Here is a 15,537-nt window from a genome sequence, read left to right on the forward strand (position 1 = left end):
GACCCCCTTTTTCGTTCGATGCCACGTTTGACGTCAAGACGGTTCATTTATGGACGCCGGTATCGGCTCACGATGGGGCAGTCGAAGGGGTCGCGGGCTGCTAGGCCTACTCGGTTGAGGTAGGAGACTACGGCGCCGTAGGACGCGGCGACCCCGACTTCGGTGTAGGGGACCTTGAGGCGTTCGCAGTGTTCACGGACGATTAGCGCAGCCTGACGGAGGTGTGGGCGTGGCATGTCAGGGAACAGGTGGTGTTCGATCTGGAAGTTCAGGCCGCCGAACGCGTTGTTGACGAAGGATCCGCCCTTGATGTTCCTCGAGGTCAGGACTTGCTTCTGGAAGAAGTCGAGCTTGCTGTTCTTGGGGATGGTCGGCATGCCCTTGTGATTGGGGGCGAAGGATGCGCCCATGTAGATGCCGAAGACGGCCATCTGGACGCCGATGAAGGCGAAGGCCATACCGACGGGCAGGAACCAGAACAGGACGCCCAGGTAGGCGCCGAACCGCATCGCGAGGAGCGCTAGTTCAACCCAGCGGCCCTGGACGGCTCCCGGGTGGAAGAGGGTGCTAATCGACTTGGCGTGCAGGTTGATGCCCTCGAAGGTGAGCAGGGGAAAGAAGAGGTAGCCCTGGCGGCGGGTGATCCACGCGTGGAACCCTTTGGCCTTTGCTGCGTCTTCCTCGATGAAGGAAATAGTGTCGATCTCGATGTCGGGGTCCTTGCCCACCACGTTGGGATCGTTGTGGTGGCGGGTGTGTTTGTTCATCCACCACTGGTAGCTGATGCCGACGACGCCGGCGGCCAGGATGCGCCCTGACCAGTCGTTGGCGCTACGGGTCTTGAAGATCTGCCTGTGGGACGCCTCGTGGGCCAGGAACGCAATCTGCGTGAAGATGATGCCGAGCACCGCGGCGATCAGTAACTGGAACCAGTTGTCTCCCAGCAGGGCGAACCCGGTCCAGGCCGCACCCATCGCCAGCGTAAGTGCAGCGAAGACTGAGACGTAGAAGCGCCGTCGACGGTTTAGTAACCCTTCCTTGCGCACCTGCTTGAGCAGGATCGAGTACGACGCGACGACGTCGTTGGGCTTGGCCACACGCACTGTTCGGACCGGGGTGGTTGTGCTCATCAAGGTTTCCTTGCAGGGAAAGGATTTACGGGGGTGGGGGAGGGGGAGCCGCCGGGACCTCATGAAGGGGCCCCGGCGGTGTGGTGTTTTAGACCCGGTTTGTGGTGTCGTGGTCCCGTTTGCGGCTCAGGATCAGTGCCAGCGCGATCATTGCGACGCCCAGGAATAGGTGCAGCCAGTTATCCGCGTCGTTGAAAGGCACGAAGTTGGCGTCTGAGTTGAGGTCTATCACCAGTCCGTAGATCCACAGCACCAGGTAGATCACACCTCCGATCAGGAGATAGTTTTTTGCATTGGCGTACGTCCGTGCCAGCACCAGGCCAGCGACGCCGTAGAGCAGGTGGACGATGTTGTGAAGGATCGAGACCTGGAACAGGCCCAGCAGGAGGGCTTCAGATTCGTGCCCTGCCATGTCCATTTGGTCGAACTGGGTGGTGGCACCGGGGATGAATCCCAGGATACCGACGAGCACGAACACGATGCCTACGGCCATGGCGGCCTTTTGCATGGTGGTCTTTTTTCGGTCCTGACGAACCGGTTGATGTGATGCGGTCATTGTTTTCTCCTAGAGGTGTGTGTGGGGATTCCTTAGATCCCGGCGAGTGTTAGACGGTGCCGCTGTTGTGGCTGGATTGGACGTTGTCTTTGGCGTCCTGGGACTTGTCCTTGAGGTCCGAAGCGGCGCCGGTTCCTTCGTCCTTGACGGTTTGAGCTGAGTCAGCCGCTGTTTCCTTGACCGAGTTCACTGCGTCCTGGGCGGGTTCTTTCATGTCGTCCATGACCTGTTTGGCGGAGTCAGTGATTTCGGTTGTCAGTGGTTGGGCTTTGTCTTTCAGGGCTGACGCGGCGTCCTTCTCCTTTTCGCTTGCGGGAATTAGCGAAGCGACGAGCATGCCGGCGCCGAAGGCGATGAGCCCGGCGGCGAGGGGGTTGCCCTTGGCTTTGTCGGTGAGCTGGTGCGGGGCGTCGTGCACCGCACCGCCAGCGCTGTCGGCGGAACCCATGACATTGGTTTTGACGTTGTCGGCAGAGCCCATGATCTTGTCCTTTACATTTCCTGCGGCGTGCTTCACTTTGTCCGTTTGACGGTGGGCAATGTTTGAGGGGTTCACCTTGTCGGCTACGGCATCGACGTCGGTTCCGAGTTCGGCTCGTGTTCGTTCGATGTCGGCGCGGATTTGTTCTGGTGTCTGGCTCATGGGGTGTGCTCACCTGGTTTCAGAGTGGGAGGGACTTCTTTGAGGGTTTCAGCGGTGTCAGGCATGCCGCGGACGGCTTTGAGTTCTTTCTTGCCTTTCATCGCGAGGATGGCTGCGGCGATTCCCCAGAGCACTGCGACGATCACTGAGGACCAGCCGAGACCGACCAGCTCTCCCAAACCCCACATCAGGGCCAGGGAGAGGAACAGCAGAACGAAGTGCCCTGCTACGCCGGCTCCGCCGAGCATTCCTGCGCTTTTACCCGCCTGGGTTCCGGTTTCACGTAACTCGGCTTTAGCCAGTTCCAGTTCCTGACGCATCAGGGTGGAAAGGTCGCGGCTCACATCGCTCAGGAGTGAACCCAGCGATTCATTGGCTGCCCGGTCCTCGGACTCGCTCCTCGGCGGCTCATACGCTGGGGAACCTCCGGTGTGTGTTCCACTCATCAGCGCACATCCCTGTCCAATGGTCCGCTCTGGGTCTGCCGGCCTGGTTCGATGATGGGTTCAGCGGCCAGAGGGTCGGCCAGAGGATCACTCGCCGAAGTCTGCTCACGCCCCGTGACACCTGGGTCGGTATCAACGACTCCTGGGGAGGTGGTGACCGGTGTCGCGGTAGTAGGCGCGCCGAACCCGTCCTCCGTAGTTGGCTGCGTGGGCACTGTTGGCGGGTACTCGGGTGCGGGATTAGCTGGCGTAGCATTTTGATCATCAGATCCTGCTCCGGCCAGTCCACGAGTCAGTCGTCCGGCGAGCAGGCCGGCACCGGCTGCCACCATCAGGAATGTTCCCGGGCGGCGGCGGGCGAAACCCTTGGCTTCTTCAAGTAGTGAGCCTGGATCGCGGCCTTCCAGCCAGCCTGCGACGTCGCCCGAGCGTTGGGCGGCTTGGCGGACCAGATTATTTGCGGGACCATTCTGGTCCCCGTTATCTGCCATCGAGGACAGCTCATCACTGATAGAGCGCAGGCCCTCGGCAGCTTTCTGCTGGCTGGCGCCAGCTTGATCCTTCAGATCGGATCCCAACTCGCCGAGCAGGTTCTTCGCCTGGGCGCTTGCTTCTCCTGCAACATTCTTCGCCTCCGACCCAGCGGTCTGGGCAACCCCCTTAGCTGCGTCCGCTCCTTCATGACCAAGATTCTTCGCTTCGTCTTTCGCGTTGGCCGACGATGACTGCCCACCATCCGGGTCGCCGGATCCGTGCGCAGGTGACACTGGGACGATCGGGTCTTCCGACCAGTTTTGGGTACTCATGGTTTCTCCTTCGGTAAACGGCCGAAAGATAAACCCTCGGCCCTTGATGTGGCATGGGATGTGGCGCGCGCCACAAACTAGAGAACCGCTGCTTCCACGTAGTGCGGGAAAAGCTTGTCGGCATCCTTGACGGTGGAGCGCTACATCCATCAGCGCCACAAAGACAGCGTGCTTAGTTATTACGTTAGAACCTAAGCATGCTTAGCGTTTATCCGCAAGGGTGCGGGGCAACAAGTTTTCCGCTTGGTAAAGACTCCTTAGTGCGCCGACCAGTGCGCGGAAGACTAAACCGGCGGTGTCTGTCCAGCCAACATCGCTCACAGTGGGGTGCCTAAGCCGAGGTGGGGCAAGGCCACCTGGCCTAGCCCCTCCTCGGCTGGGAGATTGTCTTCCCCGGTCTTATGTTGCTTTGACGTTGTGTGGCCGCGCTTAGGTCGCTTTCTCGTCAACCCCCACAATCTGGTCGCACCGGCATGGTGCGACTCACATCAGTGGGTATTTACGGGCCAGCGTTTCTTATCATTCGCCCGCGCCCACGACCGAGCAGGGGATACTGTGAAAGACTAAAGTCACGGAAAATAATCCGCGCTACTTGGATGACTGGTAGGTCTGGAGCGTGATGAAGATTAGCTCACGATGGACCAACCACCAGCGCGCCGATGCCGCCACCAACCCACCCGGACGCCCGCTTTTACGGCACCACCGAACTGCCAAATGTCGTCGAAAAATGGCCGGATCAGTCCAGGACTAACTCCACAAGGAATAACCCCCAACCCGGCGAGGGCAGTCAACACTAAAAATGAGAGGGATGCTGCCCGAGGCGAGGAGTGGAGTGGAGTGGCCCGGTCGGCCTGTTTTAGTTTCTAGACCGGTCGGTGCTTCTTGAGGATTCTGAAGTGGCCGTGGCCGGGTTCCGGCGCAGGGTGCCAGGTTCGTCTGTGGTGGCACGGACGTGTACACGTCCGTCAATGATGCGTACCTCGAGCGTGGGTTGTGGTCGTGTGGCAGGGCCTTTGGCTACTTGGCCGTCTGCTAGACGGAATTGGCTGCCGTGCCATGGGCATGTTACGCAACCTTTGTCGATGGTGCCCTCGTGAAGGGGGCCGCCCCGGTGTGTGCATCGGTCCGATATTGCCACTACTTTGTCCTGATCCCGGATCAGCAGCACGGCAACGACACCAGCGTCGACGCGGAGAGGCCGATCGTCTGAAACATCTTTTGCAGCTGCGACGTCTATCCAATCGGCGGGTGGAACCTCGAATGCGGTGGTATCGACTCCTACACCGCGCGCATACGCCAGGTGGCCTCCCAGCCATCCCGCAGCGGACACTGTGCCCATCCCGAGTGCGGTAGCGACTACGCCTGCGCGTTGGTGCCGGTCCGAACGGGCTAACCAGCTGCTAGTGAACAGTGCCAAGGCGGTGACGTTCAGGCCAGCGTGGACCAAACCTACTCTTCGCTCCGCACCCTGGGTATCCGCCCAATCGCTCAAACCAGTCAGAACGGCAGGTAGCACGGCGAGATTCCCCATCCCAATAAGGCGCCGGGCAGCCGTTCGATCCTCGGACACGCTCCGCACATCAAGATAAAAACCCGAGGCCCATAACCCGAGCGGTAACAGCACCAGGATGGGGTGAGCGGGGTGGCCGGTGCCGGTCCCGCTGAGGAGATTTTTGACACGACCGGGCTTCAGCCACCGCTGTGTCAGGGAAATGACTTTATCGGCCGGCCCGTCAAGGCCTTCTGCGCGCTCCAGACGCTCTACGAAGTGTTCAACCCAGGTATTGATCGTAAGAATGGCCATGGAATGTTGCTCCTTTGAGTTAGTCGAAGCGCCGAGGTGCAGACACATCGTTGTCAATGTCCAGCAATATCGTCAACATTTCGGGATGCACCTGATTCACGCACTGCGACGGTTTCGTAACTCCAAAAGTTCGGTTGCGACGCGGTTCATGCTCCCGGGTGGGTCTGTGAGGATCTTGTTTGCTATCCCGTGTTCTTCCAATCTTCACACGGTCCGCATCAACGTAACCAAGAATTCCAGACCTTCAACTGGGTATGGCACTCTGAAATGGCCCCACTTGGAGGGCTTTTAGTCGCTTGAAATGGCCCCACCCTCGACCCGCCCGTAGCGTTCACTTTGTCTACCAGGACTTAGAGAACGGGAACGGGTTTGAAAGAGAGATCGAGAGTGGAACAATTCGAGCGTATCCGTCGTGATGCGAGAGTAAAAGAGATGTCTGTTAGGGAGCTGGCCCGGGTTTATGGGGTCCACCGGCGCACGGTGCGGGCGGCGTTGGCTGACTCGACGCCGCCGATGCGCAGGGTCCCGGTCAGGACGNGTTAGGGAGCTGGCCCGGGTTTATGGGGTCCACCGGCGCACGGTGCGGGCGGCGTTGGCTGACTCGACGCCGCCGATGCGCAGGGTCCCGGTCAGGACGGCGCCGGCGATGGACCCGTGGCTGGGAATTATCAGGGCGTGGCTGACCGCGGACCTTGCGGCCCCGCGGAAGCAGCGCCATACTGCCCGGCGGATTTGGCAGCGACTGGTGGATGACCACGGGGCCATGGTGGCGGAGTCCACGGTCACCCACGCGGTAGCGAAGATGCGGCGGGAACTGGTGGGGACCCCGGCCGATGTCGCGGTCCGGCAAACCCATGCCCCCGGTGCGGAGGCCGAGGTGGACTTCGGCGAGTTCCAGGCCCTGATCGGCGGGGTGATGGTGAAGCCGTTCATGTTCGTGCTGCGTCTGTCCTATTCGGGCACGGCGGTGCATGTGGCGTACGCGAACCAGGCCCAGGAATCCTTCATCGACGGCCATAACATCGCCTTTGAGCGCCTCGGCGGGATCCCGTCGAAAATGATCCGCTATGACAACCTGACCCCGGCGGTCATCCGTGTCTCCTTGGGCCGGGAACGGCTGGAGAACCCGCGGTTCATCGCGATGCGCTCCCACTATGGTTTCGATTCGTTTTTCTGCATTCCCGGCATTGGCGGAGCCCATGAAAAGGGCGGAGTCGAGGGTGAGGTCGGCCGGTTCCGGCGCCGCTGGCTCACCCCGGTCCCTGAATTCGACACGCTGGTGGCCCTGAACGATTTCATCGCCGCCTGCGAGGAAAAGGACACGCACCGGGTGATCGCCTCCCGTCCGGTCACCGTCGGCTCCGCGGCCGCCGCCGAGGCACCGGAGTTGCTTGCACTGCCCGCGGATGTCTTCGAGGCTGGGTCCACCGTTTCGGTCAAGGCCAACCACAAATCCGAGATCTGTGTCCGGCAGTGCTATTACTCGGTGCCGGTCTCCTACGCTGGCCGTCGTCTGAGCGTTCGTATCGGAGCCAGGAACATTGAGGTCTTCGCCGAGGGCAGGAAAATCGCCTCCCATGTGAGGGCGGTGCATAAGTACGATCACGTGCTCGAGCTCGATCACTATCTGGAGGTCCTGACCCGCAAACCCGGTGCGATGGCCGGTGCCACCGCGCTGGCCGCGGCTCGCTCTGGCGGCGGGTTCACCCCGGTCCATCAAGGGTTCTGGGACAGGGCCAGGCACCAGCTCGGCGACGGCCCCGGGACACGGGCGCTGATCGCGGTGCTGCTGCTGGCCCGCACGCTGCCGGCGGCCGCGGTCACCGCAGCCATGGAAGCGGCCATCGCCAACGGGGACTACGACCCCGAGCATCTGGCGGTCGCCGCCCGCGCCAATACCGTGTTCCCTGCCGGGGCTCCGGCCCTGCCCGAAGCGCTGGCCCGGCGGGTCGTTCATCTTCCCGAACGCCAGGCGCCCTCGCTGGCCGGCTATGACCAGCTCACCGCCGTGGGTGGCGCACGATGAGCCCGGCCGCGGCCACCACGCTGCCTGCCATGACCGAACCCGCCGCCGCGGCGGCGGTCAGCGCAGCATGCAGGACCCTTTACCTCTCCGGGGCCGCGAAGGTCGCCGAGTCCATGGCAGAAGAGGCCGCGAGGGCGCGGTTGAGCCATCAGGGATACCTGGCCGAGGTTTTGACGTATGAGTGCGAGCAGCGCGAGGACCGGCGCCGGGACCGACGAGTCAAGGAAGCCCGTTTCCCGCGGCCTAAACGCCTCGAGGACCTTGACCTGGCTCAGATACCGGACCTGCCCGCGGCAACCATGACACAGCTAGCCGGCGGTGCCTGGATCGATGCCGGCGAGCCGCTAGTGCTGCTCGGGGACTCCGGGACCGGGAAAACCCACCTACTCATCGGACTGGGCACCGCTGCCGCGGAACAAGGACGGCGCGTGCGCTACATCACCACCGCCGCGCTAGTCAACGAGCTCGTCGAGGCAGCCGATAACAAGGAACTGTCCCGGCTCGTGGGCAAATACGCGCGCCTGGACCTGCTGTGCCTCGACGAAGTTGGCTACGTCAAACTCGATACCCACGGCGCGGAACTGCTCTTTCAAATCATCACCGCCCGCGAGGAACGGGCTTCCATCGCGTGTGCCTCGAATGCCAACTTCAGCGAGTGGGGCCAAACCTTCACCGATCCGCGCCTGGCTGCGGCCATCGTGGACCGTCTGACGTTCCGCGGCCACATCATCAACACCGGCACCGACTCCTACCGACTCAAAACCACCCGCCAAGCACAGAGAGGATAGCCCCCGCCGCTCCAGCGGCCAAGCAGGAAACCCCTACCCGGGGTGGGGCCAAATCAAACGACTAACCCGGGGCCACTTCAAGTTGCTATTCCCAGCGAACCCAGCCGTTCTTCGTCTGGGGGTCGTACTCGGCGATGTACCAGTCCATGTTGCTGTGGAAGTAATGGGCCTGGATTTCTATTTCAGCTAGGGTGTTTCGTCGTTTGTGCCGATGGCGGACCTTTTGCCCATCTCGCGAACGCCCGGGTAGAAGGTGTGGCCGCGGCGTGCGCGACGGGCTTCTGCAGGGCGGGGGAGCGGGGCGTCTGCGGCATGTTCGAGCGGCGAATAGTCAATCACAGGGGTCTCGAGCTGGATGTCAGGCTCCCAATGAGAGGTAGCAGAGAACTGTCCACCGACGGGGATGCCTTTGGGCTGGCGTGCTGGGTTCTCGGGTTGAACCCAACTGGTGTGCGCTAACTGTCGCAGGCGGTCAGTTAGCCGCTTAATTTGGTAGTTTCAGGAACACGTTTGCATGTGATTCTGGATCTTTGTGAGGCTTCAAACCGTCACGGTTTGGAGCCTCAACCGTTCCACCAGGCCAGCCTAAGCGACCTCTCTACGTTCGGACTGTAAAGACCTGAACAATCGTCTTTTTGCTGCTGTCCTGCGGATCATACGTACCTGCTTCGCAGCGTCAACCGGCTGCCGCCGGCTACAGGCCACACCAATCCTGTCCGGCGCTCCTACGTCGCTTATTTTCTCCCAGGATTGATCCACCTTTGCACCTACGGCGTTGAGCGCTGCTCCGTCAGGCACAGCTACGCGATGCTTCGCCAGCAGGCAAAAACAACCGGGGGAGAGGAACCCACACTGCTGGTCACCACGGGTTCCCCTTCCACCACGCTGACCGTCGACGCCAACGTTCGCGCTGATGTGCAGCTCGATAAGTCATTCGTTGCCTCCATCAAGGAGCAGGAGTGATTCAGCCCGTCGTCGCGCACCGCACCTAGGGTGGGGGAGCGCACGTCCTGTACGGGCAGAGGCGCACCCTCGCCGCCGTGGAAGCGAAGCTGGACCTGATGCCCGGGTACGTGGTGGAAAGCCTCACAGAGGCCGACAGGTTAGCTAAGTAGGTCGTGGAAAACGACCAGCGCCAGAGCCTCACCGACAACGACCGCGCCGAAGCGTTCTACCAGCTTTCCTTGCTGGGAGTCTCAGCTACGCAGATCGCCCGAAAGACCGGCGCGAAAAAGGCCACCGTCGACGCAGCGCTGAAAGTCCGCGCCGACGACACCGCCAGCGCAGCACTCGCACAGGGCATGACGCTGGACATGGCAGCAGTGATCGAAGAATTCAGTGGCGACGCCGACGCGATCACCAAACTGGAAACCACCGCCGTACAGAACCCGCAGAGCTTTGATCACACCGCCCAACGGCTCCGTGACGACCGCACCCGCGCCGACCTGATGGCCGAAGCAGCAGCGACCGTCACCGCCCAAGGATTGAAGATCGTTGACGAGGATCTGAACTACTACGACTACAAAGGCACTATGGCCCCCTATCCGGGACCTGCGCACCACCGAGGGTGAACCACTCACCGGCGACGACGCGGACGCCGCGCACATCGGATGCAGCTACAACGGCGAAGTACGGATAGCCCTGATCAATACCGACTGGAAAGCGGCAGGATTCACCAAACCCGGTGCCACCCGGTCAGGGCCCATGACCGAGGACGAAAAAGCAGAACGCCGCCGCGTGATCGAAAACAATAAGGCATGGGACGCCGCCGGAACGGTGCGCGTGGATTTCCTCAAAACCCTCCTCAAAGGCAAGACGGCACCGAAGAACGCCCTACGGTTTATTGCCCAATCAATGGGAGCGCACTCCTACACCGTTGCTGACGTGCTCTCCAAGCACACCGGATTCGCTGCCGAACTGCTCGGAGGTAAAGACGGTTACGGGGAGCTGGCGAAGATTACCGCCAAGCCCACCGGACGCCACGAAACCAACACCCTCGCCGTAGTCCTCGCAGGATTCGAGAAGAGCCTCACCCGCCAGTCATGGCGCAACCCAACGAGTACCGCGAAGCACTACTTGACCCAGCTCAACACGTGGGGTTACACGCTCAGCGAGGTGGAAACCATCATCACCGACCACGGAAACACAGAAACACAGGAACCCGTGAACACGGAAACCAGTGCACCAGTAGAGCCGGGGGAGACGTTCGTACAAGTGCAGGCCGACGAGGAAGAACTCACCGCCGAGGAAGCCGACTACGCCGACGAAGCCTAAACAGGGGAGTGGTGCCCCCGCCGAAAACCGGCCGGGGGTACTGCCCGGCCCGGACGGAGCCGGCCCAGGCGAACAAAGCCCCGGTGCTCGCTAGCTCCCACCAGGGACCGGTTAGCTCTCCTCGTGCACCTGAATAGCTCGGCGTCGCGCGACCGCCCAACCCAATGCCAGGCAGAGCCACACGATGCCTAGCGCCAGTTTGAGAATCCACCCGTCACCTTCAAAGGCACTCCAAATAGCGAACCCCACGTAGGCCATCCCGAGCACGGCCCAAAGAACGATGACACGAAGTCCCAGCTTTGTCGCCAGAGCTGGCTTATCGGGCGGTTGCTGTTCCATGACTGAACTCTAGCGCCACAGATTGCACCCAGACGGGCCTCCGCTGACGCTGCGGCCTGTACTGCCGCCAGCTCCTGACGTCGCCACCGGCAGCACCATTTCTCTTTTTTTGCTGCTGTCCTGCGGATCATACGTACCTGCTCCACCAGCTCAACGGCTGCGCCGCTGCATGACTCGACCCAAGGTGTCCGGCGCTCCCAAGGTCGCTTATTTCCTCCACCTTGGCTGCGTTCTCTTGCCCCACGGGTTGACCAGGTTCCGACAGGCACAGCTACGCGATGCTTCGCCAGCAGGCAAAAACAACGGGGGGAAGGGATCAACTGACTCGACCACCACCACAAGCCGGACCCCACCACTGCGAACAGGAGCACACCATGACAACCGAAACCAGCACGGCAACGCTGACCATCACCCACACCCACGAGGCCGGAACCCTCATTGAAGGGACTTCTAAGGGCGACGGAACCGCGCCCATATTGAAGGGCAACGGCTGGCGGTGGGGTAGGAGTATCGCCGCGTGGTTCGTGCCCATGTCTCGGGATCGTCAGCCCAAAATGTATGTCATCAACCGCACCACAGCGGCACTGACCGAGGCAGGTTTCACTGTCAAAACCGACGTTGACCGCACCAGCCGCAGCACCGCCGAAGTAGAAGCCGGGAAGATCGCCCGGCAGCAAGACCGTGCCGATGCCCTGGCTGTGAAGGCCGAGCGGAAACAGGACGCCGAAACCGTGGCGGGGGACTCAGCCCGGGCCGCGCTACGCCGACTGCCCGAAGGTGGCGAACCCATCAAGATAGGCCACCACTCAGAGAACCGGCACCGCCGCGCCATCGCTACCGCAGATAAGGCGATGGGTAAATCAGTCCAAGCCACCGAAGCCGCCAAAGCAACCGCCGAACGCGCCGCGATAGCAGCCCGCACCACTGACCGCCGCTACAGCCCCGCCGCCGTGGCATCACGGATCAAAACCCTGGAAACCGGAATCCGCGCCAAGAAACGCAAAATCGAAGGCAGTTCCCACACGTTCGCCGGGGGATACGTCGAGACCACGTCACCGGCCACCGGGGATTACCGGGTGCACTTGCAAGGCATGTTGGCCGATGAACTGGATCAGCTCACCTATTGGCAGGGCATCAGGGAAAACCAGATCGCCCAAGGCCAGGCCACCAACTACACCCGCGAGCAGATCAGCACAGGCGATTACGTCCGCATTGGTGGGAGCTGGCATCAAGTAGCCCGCGTCAACCAGAAAACCGTTTCACTCATCACCGAGTACAGCTGGACCCAAAAGGCCGACTACGCACAAATCAGGGACCACCGCACCAGCGAAGAAGCAGCCGCCGCAGCAGCCCACGGAAACACAGACACACAGAAACACAGGCTGTGAGCTAACCACCCGGCCACAGTGCCCCCGCCCACCCTGCATGCCACCAGCAGGGGAGCGGGGTGCTGCCCGGCCCGGACGGAGCCGGGCCAAGCGAACAAAAGGCACTGGTACTCGCTAACTCGCACCAGGAACAAGCGGACCTTCGCTGAAGCTCCGGGCTGCGCTGCCGCCGGCTCCTAGAAGTCGCCACCGACAGCACCATTTCTCTTTTTTTGCTGCTGTCCTTCGGATCATATGTGCCTGCTCCACCAGCTCAACGGCTCCGCCGCAGCAGACCGAATCAACGTGTCCGGCGCTCCCAAGGTCGCTTATTTCCTCCCAGCTTGGCCCGCTCTGCTGCCCTACGGGTTGACCAGGTTCCGACAGCCACAGCTACGCAAGGCTTCGCCAGCAGGCAAAAACAACGGGGGAGGGACAAACCCACTCGACCACCACAGGTTCCCCGCCCACTCTGCGAAATAGGAGCACACCTCATGCGTTACATCTCAGCCAAGGACACCGCCGCATTGATCCGCAAGGACTTGAAAGCAGACTTTCCCGGTATCAAGTTTTCTGTCCGCACCAACACCTATTCGGGTGGGGCGAGCATCGACGTTGAATGGACGGACGGCCCGGCGCTGAGCACCGTTGAAGCGATCACCAACCCCTACCAGGGCAAAGCACCCGTAGATCAGACCGACCACGCCGCCACCGTGACCGGGGATTTTGACGGGGAAGCAGTGCACTACCTAGCCGACCACGTATTCGCCCGCCGCCAGATCAGCGAGGACACCAAAGAGGCTTTAGTCGCTGAACTCGCCGCCGCGTTGAACGTCTCAGCAGTGGAAACCGGCAAGAGCTACCCCACCCCGGAACTCGTTTACACAGCTTGCCCGAATTACCGCTACGACCAGGGCACCGCCTACGAATTTATCAACGCCATTTCAGAGGCCCGAGCAGCCTAACCGAAAGAGGCCGGCCAACCCCCAACAGCCGGCGCTTTTCACAGGCCAAAACCGGCGGAAATAAGCGGATCTATCCTATTAAAAGCAGCCACTAAACGGTAAAATTGAAGGTAGTAGCACAGCAGTTGACTCTTACTAAAACCGCCACGAAACCAAGGACTGAAACGCTATGACTCTCACCATTTACACCAAGCCCGGATGCTTTGGCTGCACCAAGACCATCGAAAAATTCCGGGCCGCAGGACTCACCCCGCAGCTCGTGGATATCAGCACCAACGACCAGGCGCTGGAATACGTCAGCGAAGAACTCAGGTACTCCCAGGCCCCCGTCGTCGTCTACGAAAAAGACGGCACAGAAGATCACTGGTCAGGGCTGAACCCCACCAAAATCAGCCAGGTCATAGCCCTCGACACCCCACGCTGACACCCCCGCCAACTAGCACCCACTAACTCAGCAACGACACCACTAAAACCTCTACGGAAGGTACGTTGATCCTCATGGCAGGCGAAACCATCATCACGGTCATTGGAAACCTCACCGCTGACCCCGAACTCCGGTTCACTCCCAGCGGCTTAGCCGTCGCTAACTTCACGATCGCGTCAACGCCGCGGATTTTCGACCGGCAGACCAACGAATTCAAAGACGGCGAAACCCTCTTTGTGCGCGGCTCTGTGTGGCGCGAGTCAGCGGAGAACGTCGCGGAAACCCTCACCAAGGGAACCCGCGTGATCGCTCAGGGACGCTTGAAGTCCCGCAGCTACGACACCAAGGAAGGCGAAAAGCGCACAGTGATGGAACTAGACGCCGATGAGATCGGCCCCAGCCTTCGCTACGCGTCAGCGACGATCAACCGGCGCCAACCAGGCAGCGGGGGAGGACAAGCTAGTGGGGGAGGACAAGGCAACCAGCCCAACCAGAGCGGACAGGGAAGCAGCTGGCCCGCAGGGCAGCAGCAAGACCCCTGGGCAGCACCCGCCAACAGCGGTAATAGTGGCAACGCTGGCACCAATGATGGCTGGGGCAACGGGCCCGAGCCCTCCGAACCACCGTTCTAAACCCCGGCCTGTCTGTGGGGCAGCACTAGGCTGACCCACGACACACGAGATTTCCTTTCGCAGGGAAAATCAGAAGAAACAATCGGGGGCCGGTCACTGTGTGGTGCAGGAACCGGCCCCACCTTTCATTGAAGGGGCAACGATGCACAGTTTCAACGCCACCGCCCGCCAAGAAGGCACCTGGTGGATCATCGACATTCCCGAGCTAGGGCAGACCACCCAGGCCAGGAACGCCGCAGCCATTCAGGACACGGCAACGGATCTCGCCGCCGTGATCCTCGACGTGGACCCCTCAGAGGTTAACGTCACCGTGAGCATGCAGACGCCCAGCCAGTGAACCGACCCTGCCAATCTCACGACCGGACCAGCGGCGACGTGTAGCCGTAACGGAGTAGGAATAGTAGTATGACTACTATTCCTACTACTTTTGGAGTGATCCGCTGTGATGACTGAGCACGTTAGCCCGACGGGGTCTGCCAGGGACAGGGTGTTCGCCGCCGCCGAGAAAATCAGTGCTGAGCGTAACCCGACGGTGTCCAGTGTCCGGGAGGCCGCGGGCGTCTCTAACGCCGATGCCACCAGGTATTTGAAGGCGTGGAGGGAGGAGAGCGCTGTTGCCGGCTCACGGGTTGCTGCTGTACCGCAACCGCTGCTTGAGCAGGCGGCGCGGTTGGCCGGATCGGTGTGGGCTGATGCTGTGGCGTTGGCTGCCGAGCAGCATGCAGCCCTCGAAGCCCGCTGGGTGAAAGAGGGCCAGGACAAAGATACTGAGCTGGCCGAGCTCGTGGCAGACCTCGATCGGATCACCAACGAAAACAAGGCTGAGGCCGCGGCGCTGAACACGGAACTCGCCGCTGCCGTGACGCGGGCTGAGGACGCGGAGAGGCGTGTACACCAGGCGGAGGCCGCTGCTGTGAGTGCCCGCACCGACGCGGGCACCCTCGCTACTGACTTGGCAGCCGCACGCGCCCGCGCCGACACACTGCAACAAAGCCATGACGCACTCATCCAACGCATCACACCACCAACCACCAAGACACCAAACAAAACGTGAAGTGAACCGTTTCCAGTTTGTGGGACACCACGTATTTAGGCTGCAAATTGTTGCGTACTGTTATATTCTATCTCGTATTCAGACGGAGTCAAATAGTCGAGCGTCGAATGAAGCCGCTTCCTGTTGTAATAGACTTCAACGTACTCAAATACCTCTCCCCGCACTTCGTCAATGTTCAGCCATGGCCTACGGTAGATAAGCTCCTTCTTGATCGTGGAGAAAAAGGATTCCGCCACCGCATTATCATAACAAGACCCGGTCCTACCCATTGACCGGACCACAT

At 61.2% G+C, this 15,537-nt stretch carries 18 protein-coding genes and 1 pseudogene; 12 read left to right on the top strand and 7 right to left on the bottom strand.

The genetic code is table 11. From position 1 onward, the window contains the following. Positions 1 to 47: 47 nt before the first annotated feature. The 5 genes from Y703_RS0111150 to Y703_RS20925 form a co-directional block, all read right to left on the bottom strand. Positions 48 to 1,130, bottom strand: a complete 1,083-nt coding sequence (locus Y703_RS0111150; protein WP_026552768.1) for a fatty acid desaturase family protein — start codon at positions 1,128 to 1,130, stop codon at positions 48 to 50. 88 nt (positions 1,131 to 1,218) lie between these two features. Further along, positions 1,219 to 1,686 carry a DUF4383 domain-containing protein gene (locus Y703_RS0111155; RefSeq protein WP_216698896.1) on the bottom strand — a complete coding sequence of 156 codons (468 nt, stop codon included), beginning with the start codon at positions 1,684 to 1,686 and terminating at the stop codon, positions 1,219 to 1,221. Positions 1,687 to 1,735: 49 nt separating this feature from the next. Beyond that, positions 1,736 to 2,329 carry a DUF3618 domain-containing protein gene (locus Y703_RS0111160; protein ID WP_026552770.1) on the bottom strand — a complete coding sequence of 198 codons (594 nt, stop codon included), beginning with the start codon at positions 2,327 to 2,329 and terminating at the stop codon, positions 1,736 to 1,738. After that, positions 2,326 to 2,775, bottom strand: a complete 450-nt coding sequence (locus tag Y703_RS0111165) for a phage holin family protein (RefSeq protein ID WP_026552771.1) — start codon at positions 2,773 to 2,775, stop codon at positions 2,326 to 2,328. The genes Y703_RS0111160 and Y703_RS0111165 overlap by 4 nt, the downstream gene beginning before the upstream one ends. Continuing rightward, the gene (locus tag Y703_RS20925; RefSeq protein WP_051427520.1) at positions 2,775 to 3,581 is read right to left on the bottom strand and encodes a hypothetical protein; all 807 of its coding nucleotides are present in this window, start codon (positions 3,579 to 3,581) and stop codon (positions 2,775 to 2,777) included. Before Y703_RS20925 ends, Y703_RS0111165 begins: the two co-directional genes overlap by 1 nt. A 656-nt stretch (positions 3,582 to 4,237) precedes the next feature. On the opposite strand from Y703_RS20925, the pseudogene Y703_RS23105 reads away from it, so the two are divergent. The 6 genes and pseudogenes from Y703_RS23105 to Y703_RS23120 form a co-directional block, all read left to right on the top strand. Further along, positions 4,238 to 4,332 (top strand): annotated as a pseudogene (locus Y703_RS23105) (manganese catalase family protein); the annotation flags it as partial. 1,600 nt (positions 4,333 to 5,932) lie between these two features. Further along, positions 5,933 to 7,411 carry an IS21 family transposase gene (gene istA, locus Y703_RS19440; RefSeq protein ID WP_253908021.1) on the top strand — a complete coding sequence of 493 codons (1,479 nt, stop codon included), beginning with the start codon at positions 5,933 to 5,935 and terminating at the stop codon, positions 7,409 to 7,411. Positions 7,412 to 7,440: 29 nt separating this feature from the next. Next, positions 7,441 to 8,199, top strand: coding sequence for an IS21-like element helper ATPase IstB (gene istB, locus Y703_RS0111185; RefSeq protein ID WP_155849502.1), 759 nt, complete (start codon positions 7,441 to 7,443; stop codon positions 8,197 to 8,199). Positions 8,200 to 8,949: 750 nt separating this feature from the next. Beyond that, positions 8,950 to 9,162: a hypothetical protein gene (locus Y703_RS23110; protein ID WP_253908016.1), complete on the top strand. Its 213-nt coding sequence runs from the start codon at positions 8,950 to 8,952 to the stop codon at positions 9,160 to 9,162. 155 nt (positions 9,163 to 9,317) lie between these two features. Then, a complete protein-coding gene (locus Y703_RS23115) occupies positions 9,318 to 9,770 on the top strand; it encodes a hypothetical protein (protein ID WP_253908017.1) in 453 nt (150 codons plus the stop codon). A 133-nt stretch (positions 9,771 to 9,903) separates the two neighbouring features. Then, positions 9,904 to 10,473 carry a hypothetical protein gene (locus tag Y703_RS23120; protein ID WP_253908018.1) on the top strand — a complete coding sequence of 190 codons (570 nt, stop codon included), beginning with the start codon at positions 9,904 to 9,906 and terminating at the stop codon, positions 10,471 to 10,473. Positions 10,474 to 10,584: 111 nt separating this feature from the next. Here Y703_RS23120 and Y703_RS0111200 read toward each other — a convergent pair whose 3' ends face one another. Beyond that, positions 10,585 to 10,812 carry a hypothetical protein gene (locus Y703_RS0111200; protein ID WP_026552774.1) on the bottom strand — a complete coding sequence of 76 codons (228 nt, stop codon included), beginning with the start codon at positions 10,810 to 10,812 and terminating at the stop codon, positions 10,585 to 10,587. A gap of 374 nt (positions 10,813 to 11,186) precedes the next feature. On the opposite strand from Y703_RS0111200, the gene Y703_RS19450 reads away from it, so the two are divergent. The 6 genes from Y703_RS19450 to Y703_RS0111230 all read left to right on the top strand — a co-directional run bounded on the left by Y703_RS19450 (position 11,187) and on the right by Y703_RS0111230 (position 15,254). Beyond that, a complete protein-coding gene (locus Y703_RS19450; RefSeq protein WP_035764709.1) occupies positions 11,187 to 12,200 on the top strand; it encodes a DUF3560 domain-containing protein in 1,014 nt (337 codons plus the stop codon). Positions 12,201 to 12,673: 473 nt separating this feature from the next. After that, the gene (locus tag Y703_RS19455; protein ID WP_051427521.1) at positions 12,674 to 13,144 is read left to right on the top strand and encodes an LPD29 domain-containing protein; all 471 of its coding nucleotides are present in this window, start codon (positions 12,674 to 12,676) and stop codon (positions 13,142 to 13,144) included. A 169-nt stretch (positions 13,145 to 13,313) separates the two neighbouring features. After that, positions 13,314 to 13,568 (top strand): glutaredoxin family protein, encoded by a 255-nt coding sequence (locus Y703_RS0111215; RefSeq protein WP_026552775.1) that lies wholly within the window; start codon positions 13,314 to 13,316, stop codon positions 13,566 to 13,568. A gap of 74 nt (positions 13,569 to 13,642) precedes the next feature. Beyond that, complete coding sequence (locus tag Y703_RS0111220; RefSeq protein WP_026552776.1) at positions 13,643 to 14,200, top strand: single-stranded DNA-binding protein; 558 nt, start codon at positions 13,643 to 13,645, stop codon at positions 14,198 to 14,200. Between the two features lie 142 nt (positions 14,201 to 14,342). Beyond that, positions 14,343 to 14,537 carry a hypothetical protein gene (locus Y703_RS19460; RefSeq protein WP_155849503.1) on the top strand — a complete coding sequence of 65 codons (195 nt, stop codon included), beginning with the start codon at positions 14,343 to 14,345 and terminating at the stop codon, positions 14,535 to 14,537. Between the two features lie 108 nt (positions 14,538 to 14,645). Continuing rightward, on the top strand, positions 14,646 to 15,254 hold the full coding sequence (locus Y703_RS0111230) for a DNA-binding protein (protein ID WP_035764711.1): 609 nt from the start codon (positions 14,646 to 14,648) through the stop codon (positions 15,252 to 15,254). Between the two features lie 35 nt (positions 15,255 to 15,289). Here Y703_RS0111230 and Y703_RS19465 read toward each other — a convergent pair. Next, positions 15,290 to 15,537, bottom strand: a 248-nt coding sequence (locus Y703_RS19465) for an integrase core domain-containing protein (RefSeq protein ID WP_026552778.1), incomplete at its 5' end; no start/stop codon positions are given.

It is taken from the genome of Arthrobacter sp. H20 (assembly GCF_000520515.1).
Classification (GTDB): Bacteria; Actinomycetota; Actinomycetes; order Actinomycetales; family Micrococcaceae; genus Arthrobacter_D.

Bases quoted from the DNA above. Each gene is read 5' to 3' on its own strand.
- Y703_RS19460 (WP_155849503.1), top strand. From the start codon at position 14,343: ATGCACAGTTTCAACGCCACCGCCCGCCAAGAAGGCACCTGGTGGATC.
- Y703_RS19455 (WP_051427521.1), top strand. From the start codon at position 12,674: ATGCGTTACATCTCAGCCAAGGACACCGCCGCATTGATCCGCAAGGAC.
- Y703_RS0111215 (WP_026552775.1), top strand. From the start codon at position 13,314: ATGACTCTCACCATTTACACCAAGCCCGGATGCTTTGGCTGCACCAAG.
- Y703_RS20925 (WP_051427520.1), bottom strand. From the start codon at position 3,581: ATGAGTACCCAAAACTGGTCGGAAGACCCGATCGTCCCAGTGTCACCT.
- Y703_RS0111165 (WP_026552771.1), bottom strand. From the start codon at position 2,775: ATGAGTGGAACACACACCGGAGGTTCCCCAGCGTATGAGCCGCCGAGG.
- Y703_RS0111150 (WP_026552768.1), bottom strand. From the start codon at position 1,130: ATGAGCACAACCACCCCGGTCCGAACAGTGCGTGTGGCCAAGCCCAAC.
- Y703_RS23120 (WP_253908018.1), top strand. From the start codon at position 9,904: ATGACCGAGGACGAAAAAGCAGAACGCCGCCGCGTGATCGAAAACAAT.
- Y703_RS0111200 (WP_026552774.1), bottom strand. From the start codon at position 10,812: ATGGAACAGCAACCGCCCGATAAGCCAGCTCTGGCGACAAAGCTGGGA.
- istB (WP_155849502.1), top strand. From the start codon at position 7,441: ATGACCGAACCCGCCGCCGCGGCGGCGGTCAGCGCAGCATGCAGGACC.
- Y703_RS0111230 (WP_035764711.1), top strand. From the start codon at position 14,646: ATGACTGAGCACGTTAGCCCGACGGGGTCTGCCAGGGACAGGGTGTTC.
- Y703_RS0111160 (WP_026552770.1), bottom strand. From the start codon at position 2,329: ATGAGCCAGACACCAGAACAAATCCGCGCCGACATCGAACGAACACGA.
- Y703_RS0111155 (WP_216698896.1), bottom strand. From the start codon at position 1,686: ATGACCGCATCACATCAACCGGTTCGTCAGGACCGAAAAAAGACCACC.
- Y703_RS0111220 (WP_026552776.1), top strand. From the start codon at position 13,643: ATGGCAGGCGAAACCATCATCACGGTCATTGGAAACCTCACCGCTGAC.
- Y703_RS19450 (WP_035764709.1), top strand. From the start codon at position 11,187: ATGACAACCGAAACCAGCACGGCAACGCTGACCATCACCCACACCCAC.